Annotated in this window: 22 protein-coding genes and 1 riboswitch; of the genes, 19 read left to right on the top strand and 3 right to left on the bottom strand. The window is 45.6% G+C overall.

Translation table 11 applies throughout. The features are described from left to right. From JOJ89_RS13200 to JOJ89_RS13190, 3 genes are all read left to right on the top strand, one after another. Nucleotides 1-654: a CoA transferase subunit B gene (locus JOJ89_RS13200; protein WP_203287755.1), complete on the top strand. Its 654-nt coding sequence runs from the start codon at nt 1-3 to the stop codon at nt 652-654. 30 nt (nt 655-684) lie between these two features. Then, complete coding sequence (locus tag JOJ89_RS13195; RefSeq protein WP_203287753.1) at nt 685-1,470, top strand: 3-hydroxybutyrate dehydrogenase; 786 nt, start codon at nt 685-687, stop codon at nt 1,468-1,470. 161 nt (nt 1,471-1,631) lie between these two features. Then, nucleotides 1,632-3,056 carry a sigma-54 interaction domain-containing protein gene (locus tag JOJ89_RS13190; RefSeq protein ID WP_203287751.1) on the top strand — a complete coding sequence of 475 codons (1,425 nt, stop codon included), beginning with the start codon at nt 1,632-1,634 and terminating at the stop codon, nt 3,054-3,056. A gap of 39 nt (nt 3,057-3,095) precedes the next feature. Here the strand turns inward: JOJ89_RS13190 and JOJ89_RS13185 are convergent, their stop codons facing one another. After that, nucleotides 3,096-3,977 carry a DUF1002 domain-containing protein gene (locus tag JOJ89_RS13185; RefSeq protein WP_035206863.1) on the bottom strand — a complete coding sequence of 294 codons (882 nt, stop codon included), beginning with the start codon at nt 3,975-3,977 and terminating at the stop codon, nt 3,096-3,098. A 172-nt stretch (nt 3,978-4,149) separates the two neighbouring features. Here JOJ89_RS13185 and JOJ89_RS13180 point away from each other — a divergent pair, with 172 nt between their 5' ends. From JOJ89_RS13180 to JOJ89_RS13150, 7 genes are all read left to right on the top strand, one after another. Next, entirely contained in the window at nt 4,150-4,584 is a 435-nt protein-coding gene (locus JOJ89_RS13180) for a peptidylprolyl isomerase (RefSeq protein WP_029280109.1), read from the top strand. 113 nt (nt 4,585-4,697) lie between these two features. After that, on the top strand, nt 4,698-5,609 hold the full coding sequence (locus JOJ89_RS13175; RefSeq protein WP_203287740.1) for a nuclease-related domain-containing protein: 912 nt from the start codon (nt 4,698-4,700) through the stop codon (nt 5,607-5,609). Between the two features lie 567 nt (nt 5,610-6,176). Continuing rightward, a riboswitch (FMN riboswitch) is annotated at nt 6,177-6,322 on the top strand. 146 nt (nt 6,323-6,468) lie between these two features. Continuing rightward, nucleotides 6,469-7,554 (top strand): bifunctional diaminohydroxyphosphoribosylaminopyrimidine deaminase/5-amino-6-(5-phosphoribosylamino)uracil reductase RibD, encoded by a 1,086-nt coding sequence (gene ribD, locus JOJ89_RS13170; protein ID WP_203287738.1) that lies wholly within the window; start codon nt 6,469-6,471, stop codon nt 7,552-7,554. A 6-nt stretch (nt 7,555-7,560) separates the two neighbouring features. Then, complete coding sequence (ribE, locus tag JOJ89_RS13165) at nt 7,561-8,202, top strand: riboflavin synthase (RefSeq protein ID WP_029280117.1); 642 nt, start codon at nt 7,561-7,563, stop codon at nt 8,200-8,202. Between the two features lie 15 nt (nt 8,203-8,217). After that, nucleotides 8,218-9,414 carry a bifunctional 3,4-dihydroxy-2-butanone-4-phosphate synthase/GTP cyclohydrolase II gene (locus JOJ89_RS13160; RefSeq protein WP_203287737.1) on the top strand — a complete coding sequence of 399 codons (1,197 nt, stop codon included), beginning with the start codon at nt 8,218-8,220 and terminating at the stop codon, nt 9,412-9,414. A 17-nt stretch (nt 9,415-9,431) separates the two neighbouring features. Continuing rightward, nucleotides 9,432-9,896 carry a 6,7-dimethyl-8-ribityllumazine synthase gene (ribH, locus tag JOJ89_RS13155; RefSeq protein WP_029280121.1) on the top strand — a complete coding sequence of 155 codons (465 nt, stop codon included), beginning with the start codon at nt 9,432-9,434 and terminating at the stop codon, nt 9,894-9,896. Between the two features lie 188 nt (nt 9,897-10,084). Continuing rightward, nucleotides 10,085-10,441, top strand: a complete 357-nt coding sequence (locus JOJ89_RS13150) for a GNAT family N-acetyltransferase (protein ID WP_029280123.1) — start codon at nt 10,085-10,087, stop codon at nt 10,439-10,441. Between the two features lie 74 nt (nt 10,442-10,515). Here JOJ89_RS13150 and JOJ89_RS13145 read toward each other — a convergent pair whose 3' ends face one another. Both JOJ89_RS13145 and JOJ89_RS13140 read right to left on the bottom strand, forming a co-directional pair. Next, the gene (locus tag JOJ89_RS13145; protein WP_203290345.1) at nt 10,516-11,037 is read right to left on the bottom strand and encodes a DUF309 domain-containing protein; all 522 of its coding nucleotides are present in this window, start codon (nt 11,035-11,037) and stop codon (nt 10,516-10,518) included. Nucleotides 11,038-11,170: 133 nt separating this feature from the next. Then, complete coding sequence (locus JOJ89_RS13140) at nt 11,171-11,266, bottom strand: YjcZ family sporulation protein (protein ID WP_081414149.1); 96 nt, start codon at nt 11,264-11,266, stop codon at nt 11,171-11,173. 198 nt (nt 11,267-11,464) lie between these two features. On the opposite strand from JOJ89_RS13140, the gene JOJ89_RS13135 reads away from it, so the two are divergent. From JOJ89_RS13135 to resA, 9 genes are all read left to right on the top strand, one after another. After that, complete coding sequence (locus JOJ89_RS13135; RefSeq protein ID WP_203287735.1) at nt 11,465-12,214, top strand: segregation/condensation protein A; 750 nt, start codon at nt 11,465-11,467, stop codon at nt 12,212-12,214. 4 nt (nt 12,215-12,218) lie between these two features. Further along, nucleotides 12,219-12,803, top strand: coding sequence for an SMC-Scp complex subunit ScpB (scpB, locus tag JOJ89_RS13130; protein ID WP_277987827.1), 585 nt, complete (start codon nt 12,219-12,221; stop codon nt 12,801-12,803). Between the two features lie 99 nt (nt 12,804-12,902). Next, the gene (locus tag JOJ89_RS13125) at nt 12,903-13,310 is read left to right on the top strand and encodes a hypothetical protein (RefSeq protein ID WP_203287733.1); all 408 of its coding nucleotides are present in this window, start codon (nt 12,903-12,905) and stop codon (nt 13,308-13,310) included. A 24-nt stretch (nt 13,311-13,334) separates the two neighbouring features. Then, a complete protein-coding gene (locus JOJ89_RS13120; protein ID WP_029566085.1) occupies nt 13,335-13,826 on the top strand; it encodes a DUF3907 family protein in 492 nt (163 codons plus the stop codon). A gap of 665 nt (nt 13,827-14,491) precedes the next feature. Continuing rightward, on the top strand, nt 14,492-15,643 hold the full coding sequence (locus tag JOJ89_RS13115; protein ID WP_481825258.1) for a D-alanyl-D-alanine carboxypeptidase family protein: 1,152 nt from the start codon (nt 14,492-14,494) through the stop codon (nt 15,641-15,643). Then, nucleotides 15,636-16,229, top strand: coding sequence for a nucleoside recognition domain-containing protein (locus tag JOJ89_RS13110; protein ID WP_029280135.1), 594 nt, complete (start codon nt 15,636-15,638; stop codon nt 16,227-16,229). The genes JOJ89_RS13115 and JOJ89_RS13110 overlap by 8 nt, the downstream gene beginning before the upstream one ends. Nucleotides 16,230-16,231: 2 nt before the next feature. Next, a complete protein-coding gene (locus JOJ89_RS13105) occupies nt 16,232-16,759 on the top strand; it encodes a spore maturation protein (protein WP_029566084.1) in 528 nt (175 codons plus the stop codon). Between the two features lie 174 nt (nt 16,760-16,933). Then, on the top strand, nt 16,934-17,659 hold the full coding sequence (gene rluB, locus JOJ89_RS13100) for a 23S rRNA pseudouridine(2605) synthase RluB (RefSeq protein WP_029280139.1): 726 nt from the start codon (nt 16,934-16,936) through the stop codon (nt 17,657-17,659). Nucleotides 17,660-17,759: 100 nt separating this feature from the next. Continuing rightward, nucleotides 17,760-18,284 (top strand): thiol-disulfide oxidoreductase ResA, encoded by a 525-nt coding sequence (resA, locus tag JOJ89_RS13095; protein ID WP_029566083.1) that lies wholly within the window; start codon nt 17,760-17,762, stop codon nt 18,282-18,284. Nucleotides 18,285-18,288: the final 4 nt, after the last annotated feature.

Genomic DNA, 18,288 nt, shown 5'->3' with positions numbered 1-18,288 from the left:
ATGAATGAGAGCAGAAGGAAAATGGTGCAGCGAGCAGTGAAAGAAATTCAGGATGGAATGAACGTGAATCTTGGAATTGGAATGCCGACGCTTGTGGCTAATGAAATTCCGGATGATTACAATGTTCTTTTGCAATCAGAGAACGGCCTCCTCGGAATCGGACCTTACCCGGTTTCTGGAACAGAAGATCCAGACCTGATCAACGCAGGAAAAGAGACGGTAACAAGTGTGCCCGGAGCTTCCTACTTCGACAGTGCCGAATCCTTCGCCATGATCCGCGGAGGGCATATTGACCTCGCCATTCTCGGTGGAATGGAGGTTTCTGAACAGGGTGACCTTGCCAACTGGATGATCCCTGGGAAAATGGTAAAAGGAATGGGCGGCGCCATGGACCTTGTAAACGGCGCCAAAAGAATCATTGTGATTATGGAGCATGTGAACAAATACGGCGAATCCAAGGTGAAAAAGGAATGCAGCCTTCCGCTGACAGGGAAGCATGTAGTCAACCGCCTCATTACAGATCTTGCCGTCTTTGATTTTGCGGGTGGTGCGATGGAGCTTGTCGAACTGCAGGACGGAGTGACCATTGAAGAGGTAAAAGAGAAAACAGAGGCCGCCTTTACGGTCAACCAATCATTGATGACCGCCCACTAAGGCGAGCTACAGATAGAAAGGAGTATGGCGATGAACCAATTACTCAGCGGAAAAACAGCGCTGATCACAGGCGCTGCAGGCGGGATCGGCTTTGAAATAGCAAAAGAGTATGCTAGAGAAGGTGCTGCGGTCGTTATTTCAGATATTAATAGAGAAGCAGCAGAAGCAGCTGCATCAAAGCTGAAGGATGAAGGATTTGAATCTATTGCGGCGGCGTGCGATGTAACAAAGGAAGACGAGATGATTGGAGCGATTGAAACCGTCCAAAAACAATACGGACGCCTGGATATTCTGGTCAACAATGCAGGACTGCAGCATGTCTCGCCAATTGAGGAATTTCCGACTGACCGGTTTGAATTTCTGATTAAAGTCATGCTGACAGCGCCGTTTGTCGCCACAAAGCATGCTTTCCCGATCATGAAAAAACAAAAATTCGGGAGAATCATTAACATGGCATCCATAAACGGGGTCATCGGATTCGCCGGAAAAGCAGCATATAACAGTGCAAAGCATGGTGTCATCGGATTAACAAAAGTAGCGGCGCTCGAAGGGGCAGAACATGGCATTACCGTTAATGCCCTCTGCCCCGGCTACGTGGATACTCCGCTTGTGCGCAATCAGCTCGCAGATCTTGCAAAAACAAGAAATGTAGAGCTAGAACGCGTGCTCGAGCAGGTGATCTATCCGCTCGTTCCGCAAAAGAGACTTCTCGCTGTTCAGGAAATTGCGGATTATGCCGTTTTCCTTGCAAGCGACAAAGCGAAAGGAATAACTGGTCAGGCAGCGATTCTTGACGGCGGATATACAGTTCAATAAGAGGGGAAAAAGACAGCGGGACATGCTGTCTTTTTTATATGCTTTATTTTTCCAGTATAAATGCCGGTGCTGAATCTCCTAATCTATTGATTTTTATCAATCCGTCCGTGTAAGATGAACATAAATGTAAACGGTTAAAAGAAAGGGAAGAGGTGAAGAGGATGAAAGGGCTCATGGAAAAGCTTCCTGCAGACTGGATTGAAGAGGTCATCAACTTGGCAGCTGAATGCATGGTGGTAGTGGACCATGAGGGGACGGTTCTTTATCTCAATTCTGCCTATTGCGAGTTTTTAAATGTCAATGCCGAAGAATCAATCGGAAAGCCTGTTCAGGATGTGATTGAAAACACAAGAATGCAGATTGTCGCCAAAACCGGACAGGCTGAAGTCGCATCCATCCATCCTATTAAGGGGAGCGAAATGATTGCAAACCGCTATCCCCTCTATGTTAAAGGAGAGCTCGTTGGCGCTGTCGGGACGGTTATGTTCCGCAATGCACAGGAATGGATTGATTACTCGAAGAAAATCCAGCCGATCATGGAAGAGTTGAACTATTATAAAAGGAAATTCGAAAAGGAGCTCTTCAGCAAATACCATTTCGGGGATCTTGTAGGAAGCAGCCCGAAATTTACGGAAGCCAAAACGCTCGCAGAAAGAGTTTCAGACAGTCAGTCGGCCGTGCTCCTTCTTGGAGCGTCCGGAACTGGTAAAGAACTGTTTGCCCACGCCATTCATCAGACAAGCGGGAGAAAATTCGCCCCTTTTATGAGAGTAAACTGCGCATCCATCCCTGAGCACCTATTTGAATCGGAAATCTTCGGATATGAAGAAGGTTCGTTTACCGGTGCTAAAAGAGGAGGGAAAAAGGGGAAGTTTGAGCTTGCGCACGGGGGCACTATTTTTCTCGACGAGATAGGCGATCTTCCCCTTCAGATGCAAAGCAAGCTGCTTCGCGTGCTGCAGGAAAAAGAAATCGAACGCATCGGCGGCAGGGGCCTTGTTCAAATTGATGTAAGGGTCATTGCCGCAACACACAGGAATCTGGAGAAGATGGTGTTGGACGGTGAATTCAGAGAGGACCTCTACTACAGGCTCAATGTGATAAAAATTGAGATTCCCTCACTTTTGGACCGAAAGGAAGATATAGTTCCGATCTCAAGAGTTCTTTTGAAAAAACTAGAGACAAAGTTTCACAGATATGGTCTGGATCTATCAGAAGAAGCGATGCATGATCTTGAACGGCATAAGTGGCCCGGAAACATCCGGGAACTTGAAAACGTGCTCGAACGGGCTGTAAATGTGCTCGACGGACAAATCATCTATCCGGAACATCTGCCGCTTTATCTACAGAAAGAAGAACAGAGCCAAAGCATGCCATACAATGCGGGCCCGCCGCTGAAGCCTGTAAACGGGAATACATTCGAGGGTCCTGTGAAACCGCTTAAGAGCATTGTAGCCGAAGCTGAAAAGAGAGCCATACTCCATGCGTTATCAGAAGCGAAAGGAAACAAATTGGAGGCGGCAAAGCTTCTTGGAATTGGGAAAACAAGCTTTTATGAAAAATGCAGGGACTATGAAATCAGATAAAAAACTGCCCGCAGAAATCGTTTCTGCAGGCTGTTTGCATTAGGCGTTATCTTTATTGCTGAAAATAGCTATAATAGCATCCCAAAGAGCAATAAAAAACTCTTTCAGCTGATCAAGGAAGTTCTGGCCTTCCTCTGAATCAATGAATTTTGAAATCTTGTCTTTTGCCTGATCAAGCTGCTGTCCTACTTGATTCCAGTCGATGTTGACGTCTTTCATTTTATTGAACAGGGCTACAAGGCTGTTGATTTCTTCTTCAGACAGTGTAATGCCCAGGTCGTTTGCTGATGTTTCAATCAGCTCGCGGAACTCGGCATCTGTCTCAGGAACTCCGTTTTTCGCTATGTCTTCTTTAATTTTAGCCATGAGCGCACTTGCGTTTTCCTGTCCGACTTTGTCGCCGAGTTCAGCTGTTTTAACAAGTTCTTCGTTCGCCACCTGTTTCACATCTTCTGGAATGGCCTCGTCTGAACTTACTTCATAAGCTTTCAGCAAACCTGTCAAAGCTGCTGTGCCGGATACCTCAAATGGGGCTGAAACCTGGATGGAAGCATCTTTTACGCCTGCTGTCATCAAGGCGTTCAAATACATTTCATCCGTTACCCAATTGACATTTTTCGTATTTACTTCAAGGCCTGCGCCGCTCTCTTCAATCGTAATGGCTGAAGAGGAAATCGCTCTCGTGCCAATTTGCGCCTTCGGAATATAGTTTCCAAGATATTTATGTTCTTCTTCGTTTGTCACTTCTATGACTTGAGCACTGTCATCCGCTCCCATTTCAGACAGCATGGAATCCTTCTGTGCTTCTGTTAAGTTCTTTCCAAGTGTAATAATTTTGTCTCCGGGTGCTGCATCGGCGAGTCCCATTGACGGAAAAGCAAGCAGTGCCAGTGAGAATGCGGTAATCATTATCTTTTTCAAAAAAAAGACCTCCTTCTTTATGACAGCAATCTTCATTATAATGTCTTTATCGGTTTGGCGACAGGTTTTTTCAGGAAAACAGCGAACTGTTTGGCTTTATGAAACGTTATATAGTAGAATGAATAACGTTCAGTCTATTAGACGAAAAAAAGATGCAGGAGGTTTCATACATATGAAAAAAGGTCAAATTACAATGGAAAACGGCGATCAAATGGTGATCGAATTTTATCCTGAAGCAGCACCTAAAACAGTAGAAAACTTCGAAAAGCTTGCAAACGAAGGCTTCTACAACGGCGTAACATTCCACCGCGTTATCCCTGGCTTCGTTGCACAAGGCGGAGACCCGACTGGAACTGGCGCAGGCGGCCCTGGCTACTCAATCAAATGCGAAACAGCAGGAAACCCTCACAAGCACGTTGCGGGAGCTCTTTCAATGGCGCATGCCGGAAAAGACACTGGCGGCAGCCAATTCTTCATCGTTCACGAGCCACAGCCTCATTTGAACGGCGTCCACACTGTTTTCGGACAAGTTGTTGAAGGACTGGACAACGTCTACAAAATCAAACAGGGCGATGCAATGAAAGAAGTTAAAGTCTGGGAAGAATAAGATGAATGGAAAGCTGTCCTTAATTGGATAGCTTTTTTTTGTGCGAAAATTTGATTTTCGGGATTTGATGGAATTTTCTTCTTGCTATACGATGGGGGAAAGGAGGAATGCATTTGAAAGATCTGCGAGAATCAAAAGAACTGCTGATGTACAGAAAGCTGAATGCCCGAAAGAATTTGAATGCAGAAGAAGCAGCCCACCATCTTAACCTTGAAAAAGGGTTTGAAGGGGAAAAACAGTTTGAGGCGTGGCTGAAACTTCACCAAGGGAACGGAATCATCTTGAGCGATCTCCTGCTCGAAACCAATCAAACAACCTATCAAATCGATTCTCTGTACCTTTCGCCGCAAAAAATCTACTTGTTTGAAGTGAAGAACTTCGAAGGAGACTATCACCTGGACAAAGATAAGTGGCTCTCTCCGGTTAAAAAAGAAGTCAAAAACCCCTTGCTGCAGCTAAGCAGAAACGAAACCCTCTTTCGAATCCTGCTGCAGGAACACCACTTTCAGCTTCCGATTGAAGCCATCCTGGTTTTTATCAATCCCCGCTTTCACCTCTATCAAGCATCGTCCTCACACCCCATTATTTTTCATTCCCAGCTGGACCGTTTTGCCAAAACACTAAAAAAGAATAGTGCCGCCCCGCTTAAAGCCATTCACTCGAAGCTTGCGGAGAAGCTTTTGGCACTCCATCAGGAGGAATCCCGTTTTGAGCGGCTGCCTGAGTATGAGTATGATGAGCTTGAGAAGGGGGTGGGGTGCAGGTTTTGCGGTAACATTTATACTTCATTTGCAAATCCATATTTTCGTTGCTCAAATTGTAAAACTACGGAAGCCTATATTCCTGCAATCCTGCGGGCTATTGAAGAATATCAGTTTCTTTTTCCACAAAGAAAGATGACTGTTGAACAAATTTGGGAATGGTGCCATTTAGTAAAATCGAAAAAGACCATCAGGAAAATCTTAAACAGTCATTTTTTACAAACCGGGACTGGCAAAGCTACACATTATGTGCCACGTAAGTAATTGTAGACACAGTTGAATCGTACCCTCGCAAACCGTAAAACGATCTGGGAGGGTAAGCAAGCGCGGGAATCGTACCCTCGCAAACCGAGAAACGATTTGAGAGGGTAAGCAAAGTTCTGAATCGTACCCTCGCAAACCGTAAAACGATGTGGGAGGGTAAGCAAGCGCGGGAATCGTACCCTCGCAAACCGAGAAACGATTTGAGAGGGTAAGCAAAGTTCTGAACCGTACCCTCGGAAACCGTAAAACGATCTGGGAGGGTAAGCAAGCGCGGGAATCGTACCCTCGCAAACCGAGAAACGATTTGAGAGGGTAAGCAAAGTTCTGAATCGTACCCTCGCAAACCGTAAAACGATGTGGGAGGGTAAGCAAGCGCGGGAATTGTACCCTCGCGAACCGAGAAACGATTTGGGAGGGTAAGCAAACGTCCGTATCTCACCTTAAAAAAACCAGCAACCCTTTCTAAGAAGAAAAATCAATCTCCAATAAGAAAACCCCGGAATTAAATCGTTGCAATCTTCCGCATATCCGGATAAGATGATAGAAAGGAACAATTTCATACTCATTGTTTTCCTTCGGGGCAGGGTGAAATTCCCAACCGGCGGTGATAAAGCAGATGCTTTTCAGTCCGTGACCCGGCTGCACAGTGTGCAGGCGGTGGATCCAGTGAAATTCTGGAGCCGACAGTATAGTCTGGATGGGAGAAGGAACACAGTGTTGACGTGCGGGTATTATTTTTCTGAAAAAACAGAGGGATAGTACTCTTGTTTGGCATGCGAATGTGACCAATAATCCCTGACAAGCCCCCAGGTATCAACCTGCGGGCTTTTTTGCATTCTAAAAGAAAGGGGATATGGTTTTGGAGGATCGCGAGTATATGATGACCGCTCTGCGCTTGGCAGAGCAGGGAATCGGGCAGACGTCGCCCAATCCGCATGTTGGTGCGGCTGTGGTGAAGGACGGCAGGATTGTCGGTCTTGGTGCACATCTTAAAGCGGGAGAGCCGCACGCAGAAGTTCATGCGATCAGGATGGCGGGTGCTGAGGCTGAAGGGTCGACTGTTTATGTGACGCTTGAGCCATGCAGCCATCACGGGAAGACTCCGCCTTGTGCGGATCTGCTTATTCAGTCCAAAGTGAAAAGAGTGGTTGTGGCTGTGGAAGACCCGAATCCCGCAGTTGCCGGCAGAGGAATAAGGAAACTCCGTGATGCCGGGATTGAAGTGGAGCTTGGCGTCTTAAAAGAAGAAGCTGCAGAGCTGAACAAAATCTTTTTCCATTATATTCAAAAGAAACGTTCGTTTGTTACGCTGAAGTGGGCTGGGAGTCTTGACGGCAAAACAGCCACTGTCACTGGAGAGAGCAAATGGATCACCGGGGAAGAGGCAAGGAAGGATGTCCACTCCTACAGAGAGAGGCACGATGCCATACTTACCGGTATTGAAACAGTTATAAAAGATAATCCGTCTTTAACATGCAGGACGGAGCATGCTAAAAAGCAGCCTGTCCGAATTGTGCTTGATACGCATTTGAGAATTCCGGAAACAGCCGCCGTGCTGAATGACGGTCTTGCGGAAACGTGGCTGATCGCCGGAAGCGGAGCACCTGCTGAAAAAGTAAACCGGCTTGAAAAGAAAGCCAACGTGATAAAAATGAACACGCCCTCCATAAAAATGGAGGAATTGCTGCAGACCCTCGGTGAAATGGGTGTGACGTCATTGTTTGTAGAAGGCGGCGCAACGGTACATGGAAGTTTTATTGAAAGCGGCATGTTTAATGAAGTCATCAGCTATACGGCTCCCGTTCTGATTGGAGGGGAAGGTGCCCCGTCTCTTGCAGGAGGAACAGGGATTAAGGAAATAAACAAAGCCGTCCGGCTGAAAATTAAGTCAGCCGAGCTGATTGGAGAAGATCTGAAGCTTGTCTGCGTGAAGAAGGAGGGGTAGTGCAGGATGTTTACAGGAATTATTGAAGAAATCGGCACGATCGGCAGCATGAGCGGAAGCGATAAAGCCATTGAAATGACCATTCATGCGTCAAACGTTTTGGAAGATGTGAAGCTTGGCGACAGTATATCCGTGAACGGTGTGTGCCTGACGGTGACAAAGTTCACATCATCCTCGTTTACAGTGGATGTGATGCCTGAAACCGTGAAGGCTACCTCGCTGAACGCCTTAAAACAGGGATCAAACGTAAATCTTGAACGGGCGATGGCTGCAGGAGGCAGGTTCGGGGGGCATTTTGTCACCGGACATGTGGATGGAACAGGTACGATTATCCGCAAGCGGCCGTCTGCAAATGCGGTTTATTACGATATAAAAGCGAGCAGGGACCTGACTTCATCACTTGTGATGAAAGGCTCAATCGCCATTGATGGAATCAGCCTCACAATTTTCGGCCTAGAGAATGAATTAGTTACGGTGTCCATCATCCCGCATACTCTTTCTGAAACCGTTCTTGGCGGAAAAGAGGCAGGGGACATTGTTAACATCGAATGTGACATGCTTGGCAAGTATGTGAAAAAATTCATCGACCAGTCACAGGGCTCTTCATCGATTACACCTGATTTTTTAAAAGAAAACGGATTTTACTAGAATGGAGGACACATCATGGCATTTCATTCCATAAGTGAGGCAATTGAGGATTTGAAAAACGGCAAGGTTGTCATTGTCGTAGATGATGAAGACCGTGAAAATGAAGGAGATTTTGTAGCACTCGCCGACCATGCGACTCCTGAAGTGATCAATTTTATGATTAAGCACGGCAGAGGACTTGTGTGTGTACCGCTGTCAGCGGAATACGCGGAAAAATTCCAGTTTCATCCGATGGTCAGCGACAATACGGACCCGCATGGAACGGCGTTTACTGTCAGCATTGACTATAAAACCACCAAAACAGGGATAAGCGCTTCTGAACGATCAGATACGATCATGGCGATTCTAAATGAAGATGCCGTTCCTTCAGACTTTAAACGTCCGGGTCATATTTTTCCGCTTGTCGCAAAGCAGGGCGGCGTGCTGAGACGGGCAGGGCATACAGAAGCTGCTGTTGATCTTGCGAGGCTCTCTGGTGCAAGCCCGGCAGGCGTCATCTGTGAAATTATTAAAGAAGACGGAGAAATGGCGCGGGTTCCGGATTTAGTGGAAATTGCAGAGCACCATGGCCTGAAAATGATCACCATTAAAGATCTGATTCATTACCGCAATGTGTCTGATGCTCTTGTAAAAAGAGAAGCGGATATTAAACTTCCAACAGAGTTCGGCGTGTTCAGAGCCGTCGGATATTCAAATGTTCTTGACGGCAAGGAGCATATTGCCCTTGTGAAAGGAGACATTTCTCCTGATCAGCCAACTCTTGTACGCGTCCATTCAGAATGTCTGACAGGCGATGTGTTCGGGTCAAACCGCTGCGACTGCGGACCTCAGCTCCATGCAGCTCTTGCTCAGATTGAAGAAGCCGGCAGCGGAATTCTTCTATATATGAGACAGGAAGGCAGAGGAATCGGCCTTTTAAATAAGATGAAAGCTTATGCCCTCCAGGAAGAAGGCTATGATACGGTTGAAGCCAATCATAAGCTTGGATTTGCCGATGATCTGAGGGATTACGGAATCGGTGCCCAGATATTAAAAGATCTTGGCGTGGCAGAGATGAAGCTTCTGACAAACAATCCGAGAAAAATTGCAGGGCTTGAAGGGTACGGACTGACAGTAGTGGACCGCGTACCGATTCAAATGCCTTCTAAAGAAGAAAATGAAGGCTACATGAAAACGAAAAAAGGAAAGCTTGGACATTTACTCAACCTATAATATTGGAGGAAACAGTCATGAAAACATATGAAGGTAATTTAGTCGGATCAGGATTAAAAGTAGCGGTTATCGTAGGTAGATTCAATGAATTCATTACAAGCAAGCTTTTGAGCGGGGCAACAGACGCACTGAAGCGTCACGGCGTAGAGGAAGAGAACGTGGAAATTGCATGGGTGCCCGGCGCATTTGAAATACCGCTGGTTGCCAAAAAAATGGCCGCATCAAACAAATATGATGCAGTGATCACACTAGGAACGGTCATCAGAGGATCTACGACTCATTATGATTATGTCTGCAATGAGGCCGCTAAAGGAGTTTCACAGGCTTCAATGTCAACAGGCGTTCCGGTGATTTTCGGTGTCCTGACGACGGAATCCATTGAACAGGCGATTGAGCGTGCGGGCACGAAAGCTGGGAATAAAGGCTATGAAGCAGCTGTAGCAGCCATCGAAATGGCGAATTTAATGCGCACATTGGATTAATTTCGCTTAAAAGTGTTTAAAAAGCCCGGAAAACTGTTTATAATGTTCTGAGAGTGATTCTTGCCTGATCCGGGATCTGCTTAGGTGAACGGAAGAAACATGGACCGAACATCAGTCTGATGACAGGCTCTAATTTTTTGTTTTTGCTTTCTCTAATCGGAAGGTTATTTCGTTAATGAGGGGTTCATATGTTAATTCGCTATAAGAAAAGCTTTGAAAAAATTGCCATGGGTCTTTTGTCTTTTATGCCAAATGAAAAAGATTTAAAGCATTTGCAGCAGACAATGAAACAGTATGAAGCAGATGAGTTCTGGCAGCTGTTTCTATGGAAAGAAGACGATGATATCATCGGCACAATCGGAGTCGTGTTCGAGGACGATGACCGCGTGAAGATTCAGCATGTAAGTGTGAACCCTTCTCACCGTCATCAGGGAATCGGCAGAAAAATGGTGGCGGCATTAAAAGAACAGTACAAAACAAAAACAGTGGTTCCGGATGAACGGACAAAAGCTTTTTTCGAAAAGTGCACGGAACCGGACTGCTAGCTGCAGACTTTCAGAACGCCTGAGCACGGATTAAAGAAATCCGTGATTTCAAAAAAACAGATGAAGCATATGCTTCATCTGTTTTTTTTCTTTTGCAGAAGACTTCTGTTCCGTTCTGCAATAACATCCGACCGGTCCCTCGCGGAATGTCTGTGAACAAGTGAGGCATCCGCAAGATTGCTTGGGTTTCCCCACGTCATGCCGTTTTCTATACAGTGTGATTTCGCCTGCTTCAGCAGCTCTTCATCAGCAACAGGGAGACTTATGCTCTCATATGGCCGCTTTTGTTCGATCGCAAGAGCTGTTTTTCTCATCAGCTCAAGAAGCGATTCGGGGTGCAGGCCGAGTGATGCGAGCACATCTTTTTCCTGCGAACAAATGGAAATGGCATTTTTAATCATCCGCTCTGCCCCGTTCCAGTTTTCCCTTCGGTAATGATAAAGACCGACCGAAAGCTGAATGAGCCCGACCCAGTATGCCTTGCGCTTTCCGGGAGGATCTTCCTTCCAGTGTTCTTCAAGCACTTCATGGCATTCAAAATAGTCGCGGTCTCCGTGGAAGTGAACTAAATAATCTAAATAGGCTTTAGGATACAGAAAACATCACCCTCACATCAGAAAATATGTATCTTCAGTTTAGCATAAAGGGGCATCTCCCATGAAGAAATGAAACACAAAAGGTGCTCATCAGCCTGAGCACCAGAATATTGCTGTCTTTAATAGGCGCTGATTAGTACAGCCAAGCAGCTCCAACGATAATTAACAAAATGAACAATACAACAATCAGCGCAAATCCAGAACCGTAGCCAAAACCTTTATCTCCCATTACTAATTCCTCCTTAAGAACTTTCGAATTTACATTGGTATCTTATGCAGGGCGCTTTGATGTGTATGGGCGAATATCCCGGTTCTGGACTTTTTTCTCATTGTTCTCTGAATCACTCAAAATAGTAATGGAGATTGATCACATTATGTTCTATACTAAAGGGTAGTCTGCTTAAGCGGTACAGAATGAAGTGGTGGGATGAACGTGCAGTACAAAGTGAAAATCGATGCATTTGAGGGGCCGCTGGATCTTCTCCTGCATTTAATCAATACACTTGAGATTGATATTTATGATATACCGGTTGCTGAAATAACCGAGCAGTATATGCTCTATATACATACAATGAAAGAACTACAGCTTGATGTGGCGTCTGAGTATCTGGTAATGGCAGCAACGCTCTTGTCCATTAAAAGCGGCATGCTTCTTCCAAAACATGAAGAAGAGCTTGAAGAGGATGACTTTGGGTTTGAGCCTGAGGAAGATCCGCGCGATGAGCTGATGAGAAGGCTGATTGAATACCGCAAGTACAAAGAAGCTGCAGATGATTTAAGACACATGGAAGAAGAACGGTCGAAGGTTTTTACAAAGCCGCCGAGTGATCTCAGCGCATATGCCGCAGAGCCTGCTTCAGGATCAGATTCTGTGAATGTCACCATTTACGATATGCTTGGGGCATTCCAGAAGATGATGCGCAGAAAAAAACTGCAGAAGCCGCTGCAGACGAAAATTGCCAGACAGGAAATACCGATTGAGAAGCGGATGGATGAAATACTTGATGAATTCAGGCGAAATCCCCGCAGACGCAAATTCACCGAGCTGTTTCCCTCAGACCAGAAGGATCATCTAGTGGTAACCTTTCTTGCCATCTTGGAATTGATGAAAAACAACAGCATCATGATTGAACAGGAAGAAAATTTTTCAGATATTTATATTCTGGGGAGGGTTTAAAGCCTTGGAGAAATGGAAATCCATTATGGAAGCCCTGCTTTTTGCTGCAGGTGATGAGGGGCTTTCAAAAAAACAGCTCACAGCCGTGCTTGAGATTGAAGAAGAGGTTGTAGCAGAAGCAATAGAAGAACTTCAAAAAGAGTATAAGAAAAAGCAGCGGGGCATTGAATTGATCGAAGTCGCAGGTGTTTATCAGCTGACAACGAAAAAAAAGCATGCCGCTTATTTAAAGAAACTGGTTGAAACACCTAACCACAGCTCCCTGTCGCAGGCAGCCCTTGAAATTCTTGCGATAGTAGCCTACAGACAGCCGATTACTAGAGCGGAAATTGAAGAGATAAGAGGGGTCAAATCCGAGCGCCCCCTTCAGACACTCACAGCCAAGGTTCTCGTGAAAGAAGTCGGACGGGCGGAAGGAACAGGACGGGCCATTCTCTATGGAACGACCAAGGAATTTCTCGAGCATTTCGGACTGAAGAACATTAAAGAGCTTCCTCCTCTTCCCGAAAAAGAAGACGACGAGGCGTTCGGAGAAGAAGCCGATCTCTTTTTTGAAAATTTCAATCAGACATTTGAAGAAATCAAATAATTTACACAATTGAAGCAAAACCTGTGGTAAAATAGGGTACAACGGAACAAAGGACACTCTTTGTTCCTTTTTTTGAATCTAAATCAGGAGGGCAATCAGGTGTACATAACCATGTGCAGAGGCTATGAGTTAGAAAAAGAGATGCCGAATACATCCGAGGATTTTTTTAACCGCTCTGAAATCACGATTGTCACAGGTAAAACCGAAAAAACGTTTCACGTCCTGTATGTCAGGTACTTTGAAGAGGTGTTTGCCGGCCAAAACCCTGGCCTTTTCAAAGATGCGGCAATAAAGGATGTACTGGCGTTAATTTGCATTATTCAAAATGAATCGCTCTTAAAGCGGAAACGATTTTATGTAAATGAACAGGATGTTTTTCTCAAGTACTTGGATGGAATCAATCTCCAGCAGGCCCTGGAGATTCCGGCTCACATTAAAGAGCATGGCAGGATCAGTATGAAAGATGCTGCTGAAAAAATGAAAATGACTGTACATAAAGAAATCTAAACAAACGGAAGGGAAGTGTCTCAAGTGGGAAATGCCATTGTAAAAGCACAAACAGAACAAGTAGAACGTTTTTTGGGGAATGTCGTCAATGAGTTGAATACGTTTTTAAACCATGCGACAATCTCATCCTTTTTAAACGAGGAAGCGGGAGGAGAAGAGGAGTATTACGAAGATCTTTTCCGCAATCTGAGAAGGCTGTCCGTCTACTGTGAGGAAGGGCTTGAAGCTTGCAAAATCGTGCTTCAGAACGAGCCCTTCAGAAAGCCTGCTGCCGAAAAGGCGCTCTATAAAATTTATCATCAGTGCATTGAAGAGTTTTATAATCCGAAAAATGATGTGTGGTATGAAGACAGCAGGTCAGCCTATACAGGCAAAAATGCCATCAAATACCGCCATGCTGTACCGGCAACTCTTCAAACGATGATTGCTTCGCTCGAAAGCGGCTTTCAGGAGATCCGTGAAGAGCTTGAGTACTACGAAACCGATTACCGCACAAAAATGATTCAATCTAAATAAAGATGTGAGCAGCTGTCCAGTGGGCAGCTGTTTTTTTGTTTTGCGGAATTGTGACGAAGTGAGTGCCTGAATTTGATTTTGGGGTAAGCAACCGGACGAATCGTACCCTCGTAAACTGTTAATCGATCTGGGAGGGTAAGCAAAGGTTCGAATCGTACCCTCGTAAACCGAGAAACGATCTGGGAGGGTAAGCAAGCGAGCGAATCGTACCCTCGGAAACCGAGAAACGATCTGGGAGGGTAAGCAAACCCATGAATCGTACCCTCGTAAACTGTAAATCGATCTAGGAGGGTAAGCAAAGGCTCGAATCGTACCCTCGTAAACCGAGAAACGATCTGGGAGGGTAAGCAAACCCATGAATCGTACCCTCGTAAACTAAAAAACGATCTGGGAGGGTAAGCAAGCGTGTGAATCGTACCCTCGGAAACCGAAAAACGATCTGGGAGGGTAAGCAAACTCATGAATCGCACCCTCGGAAACCGAGAAACGATTTGCGAGGGTAAGCAAAGTCACAAATCGTACCCTCGCAAACTGTAAAACGATCTGCGAGGGTAAGCAACCACTCTACCGAAATGACACTTTCTTTCCAAAAGCAAAAATTATTCCTTCATAACCTTTGTCCATCCGCATAAACTTGTACAAAACGATCAAAGGACGTGGGGGCTGTGCGGCAATGGAAACAGATCGCAGTGACCGCACTTGTTTGCCTTTTGCTTATTTCGGGTCTGCCGCATAAGGCTGATGCGATGGGCGTCAGTGCAAGAAGTGCTGTACTGCTTGAACAGGAATCAGGAAGAATCCTTTTTGAAAAAGACGCCCATACAAAACGGAGAATCGCGAGCATTACTAAAATTATGACGGCCATTCTTGCGATTGAATCCGGAAAGATGGATGAAAAGGCAACGGTCAGCAATCGCGCGATACATACTGAAGGGTCGGCGGTGTACCTTCAGGAGGGGGAGAAGATCAAGCTTGAGGACCTTGTGTACGGCCTGATGCTCCGTTCCGGAAATGATGCGGCTGTCGCAATAGCAGAACATGTCGGAGGAAGTGTTGAAGGGTTTGTCCATATGATGAACCAGAAGGCGGCGGAAATCGGCATGATGAACACGGAGTTTGCGAATCCGCACGGTCTGGATGATCATGAAAACCATTATTCAACTGCCTATGATATGGCGATTCTGACAAGGCATGCCATGCAAAACCCGATGTATCAGAAAATATCAGGCACTAAGGTGCACCGTGCTCCCAATCCGAATGAGCAGTGGGACCGTGTTTGGAGAAACAAAAATAAACTGCTGACAAGTCTTTATGAGTACAGCACAGGCGGGAAAACGGGGTATACGAAACGGGCGAAGCGGACGCTTGTGTCAACTGCTTCTAAAGAGGGCATGAACCTTGTGGCTGTGACGATTGATGCTTCTGATGACTGGAATGATCATATTGCCATGTTCAATATGGCATACAGAGATTATGAGCTTTTTAAAGTGAAAGAGTCGGGAACGCTGAAAGATATTCAGGAGAAGATCTATAAGAACCGTCTTTTCATCAAAAGAGATGTGTACTATCCGCTGAATGATGAAGAGGAGGATGAAATCAGAATCGACATCACGCTCATCAAACCGGATAAAAAATGGGATAAGCCGGAAGATGTTCCGAATGTCGTCGGGAAAATGTCCGTTATTGTAGAAGATGAACGTGTCGATGAAGTGCCCATTTACTATGATAATGGCCTGACAAACAAACCGAATGCCCCTCTTTGGGAAAAATTCCGGAAGCTATTTTTTATCGGAGCGGGCTACAGCGGACATGATTAACATCATATGGGTGGGGCTGACCGTCATCGGAATTGTATTTGCCATGGTGAACGGCACGATGGAAGAAGTGAATGCTGCGGTTTTTAAAGGGGCTAAAGATGCTGTTACGATCAGCATCGGCTTGATCAGTGTGCTTGTGTTCTGGCTTGGTCTGATGAAGGTGGCGGAAAAAGCAGGACTTCTTGAAAAATTGAGCAATTTGTTTAAGCCGCTTGTTAAAAGACTCTTTCCGGAGATCCCTCCTGAACACCCTGCAATGGGCTACATTCTGTCGAACATGATGGCGAACCTTTTCGGACTTGGCAATGCAGCCACCCCTCTTGGCATTAAAGCGATGGAACAGATGAAAAAGCTGAATGGGAATAAAACGGATGCAAGCAGGTCGATGATTACGTTTCTCGCACTGAACACATCAAGTATTACGCTGATTCCAACAACAGTCATTGCGGTGAGGATGACGTACGGGTCAAAGTCACCAACTGATATTGTTGGACCTACCCTGCTTGCAACCATCATTTCCGCCATTGGCGCCATTCTGATAGACCGCTATTTCTACCATAGAAGAATGCGGAAGGAGAGGAGATAGGGATGGGGCTTGTCAGTATCATATCTCTATGGATGATTCCCCTGATGATCGGGTTCATTCTTCTTTACGGCACGTTTAAGAAAGTGCCGACCTATGAAACGTTTGTTGAAGGCGGCAAGGAAGGAATTGAGATTGCCTTTTCAATTATTCCTTATTTAGTAGGAATGCTTGTAGCCATCACCATTTTTCGCGCATCTGGTGCGCTTGAGTTTTTCGTCGGGATGATGAAACCTGCACTGAATGCAATTGGTGTGCCGAGTGAAATTGTTCCCCTTGCGTTTATCCGGCCGATATCAGGTACTGCCGCTCTTGGCATGACGACAGATTTGATTGCCGCCTACGGACCGGATTCTTTTATCGGAAGGCTGGCTGCAGTCATGCAGGGCAGCACGGATACAACGCTCTACATCCTGACGGTATATTTCGGTGCAGTCGGTGTGAAAAGAATGGGGGATGCGCTGAAAGTGGGGCTTCTCGCAGACTTGCTTGGAATCGCGGCCGCTATTTTTATTGTGATGCTTGCTTTTTAATGGCAGAGAATACAAGTCTTCCTCACCTGGAAGGCTTTTTTATATGCCTGAATGGGCGGTTATGAAGATTTTTGAGCAGGCGCATCATTTTTGTGAGATAATAAGGCTTCGTGCATGCCACGTAAACTTGTCTAATCAAATTTTTAGCAGTAAGATGTTAACGAGGTGAAAAGAATGGAACGTTTGCAAAAAGTGATAGCTCACGCAGGCCTTGCATCAAGAAGGAAAGCGGAAGAGCTTATATTAGAAGGAAAAGTGACAGTGAATGGAAAAACAGTCCGGGAGCTTGGGATAAAAGTATCCGGAAATGACCGTGTTGAAGTTGCCGGAATTCCTGTTGAAAAAGAAGAACCTGTGTATTTTATTCTTTACAAACCGCGCGGAGTGGTCTCGACTGCTTCTGACGATAAAGGAAGAAAAACGGTGACAGATTTCTTCCAGCATATTAAAGAGCGCATCTATCCGGTGGGAAGGCTTGATTATGATACGTCCGGCCTTGTCATCATGACAAATGACGGCGAATTTGCCAACTTGATGATGCATCCAAAGAGCGAGGTTGAAAAAACCTATGTGGCAAAAATCAAAGGCATTCCTCCGCGTGAAACGCTGAGATCGCTTGAAAAAGGGGTTATGCTTGAAGACGGAAAAACGGCTCCTGCAAAGGTGAAGTTTGTATCTCTTGATAAAAAGAAGCAGACAAGCATTGTGGAACTGACGATTCATGAAGGCAGAAACAGACAGGTGCGCCGCATGTTTGAAGCGATTGGTCACCCGGTTCTTAAGCTGAAGCGCGAAACATACGGCTTCCTTGACCTGAAGGGACTGAAAACAGGCGATGCCCGCGAGCTTTCCCCGCATGAGGTAAAACAGCTCAGATCCCTTGCCAAATTCGGAAAGTAAGCGCCTTAATTTTCACATAAACTTCAAATTATCAGGAAAATGTTCCAAAAAAACAGTGATATAATGAGTTGAAATGTATGAGGATATGGGAGAGTTTTCAATGAAGAAAAAAAGACGTCTGATCATGAGATCCATTATCCTCGCCCTGCTTGCCGGGGCGCTGGGATATACGTTATACACAAATTTTTTCTCAAGCAAAGAAAAGGTGAAGGTTGGCAGCGAGGCGCCTGATTTCGTATTAACAGACCTGAAAGGGGAAAAGCACCAGCTTTCTGATTACAAAGGAAAAGGTGTTTTTCTGAATTTCTGGGGAACATGGTGTGAGCCGTGCAAACGCGAGATGCCCTATATGCAGAGCCAGTATGATTATTATTCAGACCAGGGCGTTGAAATTCTTGCCGTGAACATCGCAGAGTCAAACGTTGCCGTGCAGAGCTTTATGGAAACATATGATTTATCTTTTCCCGTGGTTCTTGATAAAGACTCGCAGGTGCTGGAGGCATATGGAGTTGTCCCGCTTCCGACTACATTTCTCATTGACAAAAATGGAGTAGTGAAAGAAATTATCACTGGCCAGATGAATGAGCGGATGGTCAGGGATTATATGGAATCAATCAAGCCGTAAACGG

The organism is Metabacillus sp. cB07, assembly GCF_016839225.1.
GTDB classification, from domain to species: Bacteria; Bacillota; Bacilli; order Bacillales; family Bacillaceae; genus Bacillus_P; species Bacillus_P indicus.
The sequence above is the reverse complement of the archived record's forward strand: the minus strand, read 5'-3'. Positions and strand labels throughout refer to the sequence as shown.

Coding starts and splice junctions, on each gene's coding strand:
- JOJ89_RS13200 (WP_203287755.1), top strand. CDS start 1: ATGAATGAGAGCAGAAGGAAAATGGTGCAGCGAGCAGTGAAAGAAATT.
- JOJ89_RS13195 (WP_203287753.1), top strand. CDS start 685: ATGAACCAATTACTCAGCGGAAAAACAGCGCTGATCACAGGCGCTGCA.
- JOJ89_RS13190 (WP_203287751.1), top strand. CDS start 1,632: ATGAAAGGGCTCATGGAAAAGCTTCCTGCAGACTGGATTGAAGAGGTC.
- JOJ89_RS13180 (WP_029280109.1), top strand. CDS start 4,150: ATGAAAAAAGGTCAAATTACAATGGAAAACGGCGATCAAATGGTGATC.
- ribE (WP_029280117.1), top strand. CDS start 7,561: ATGTTTACAGGAATTATTGAAGAAATCGGCACGATCGGCAGCATGAGC.
- JOJ89_RS13160 (WP_203287737.1), top strand. CDS start 8,218: ATGGCATTTCATTCCATAAGTGAGGCAATTGAGGATTTGAAAAACGGC.
- ribH (WP_029280121.1), top strand. CDS start 9,432: ATGAAAACATATGAAGGTAATTTAGTCGGATCAGGATTAAAAGTAGCG.
- JOJ89_RS13150 (WP_029280123.1), top strand. CDS start 10,085: ATGTTAATTCGCTATAAGAAAAGCTTTGAAAAAATTGCCATGGGTCTT.
- JOJ89_RS13140 (WP_081414149.1), bottom strand. CDS start 11,266: ATGGGAGATAAAGGTTTTGGCTACGGTTCTGGATTTGCGCTGATTGTT.
- JOJ89_RS13135 (WP_203287735.1), top strand. CDS start 11,465: ATGAACGTGCAGTACAAAGTGAAAATCGATGCATTTGAGGGGCCGCTG.
- JOJ89_RS13110 (WP_029280135.1), top strand. CDS start 15,636: ATGATTAACATCATATGGGTGGGGCTGACCGTCATCGGAATTGTATTT.
- JOJ89_RS13105 (WP_029566084.1), top strand. CDS start 16,232: ATGGGGCTTGTCAGTATCATATCTCTATGGATGATTCCCCTGATGATC.
- rluB (WP_029280139.1), top strand. CDS start 16,934: ATGGAACGTTTGCAAAAAGTGATAGCTCACGCAGGCCTTGCATCAAGA.
- resA (WP_029566083.1), top strand. CDS start 17,760: ATGAAGAAAAAAAGACGTCTGATCATGAGATCCATTATCCTCGCCCTG.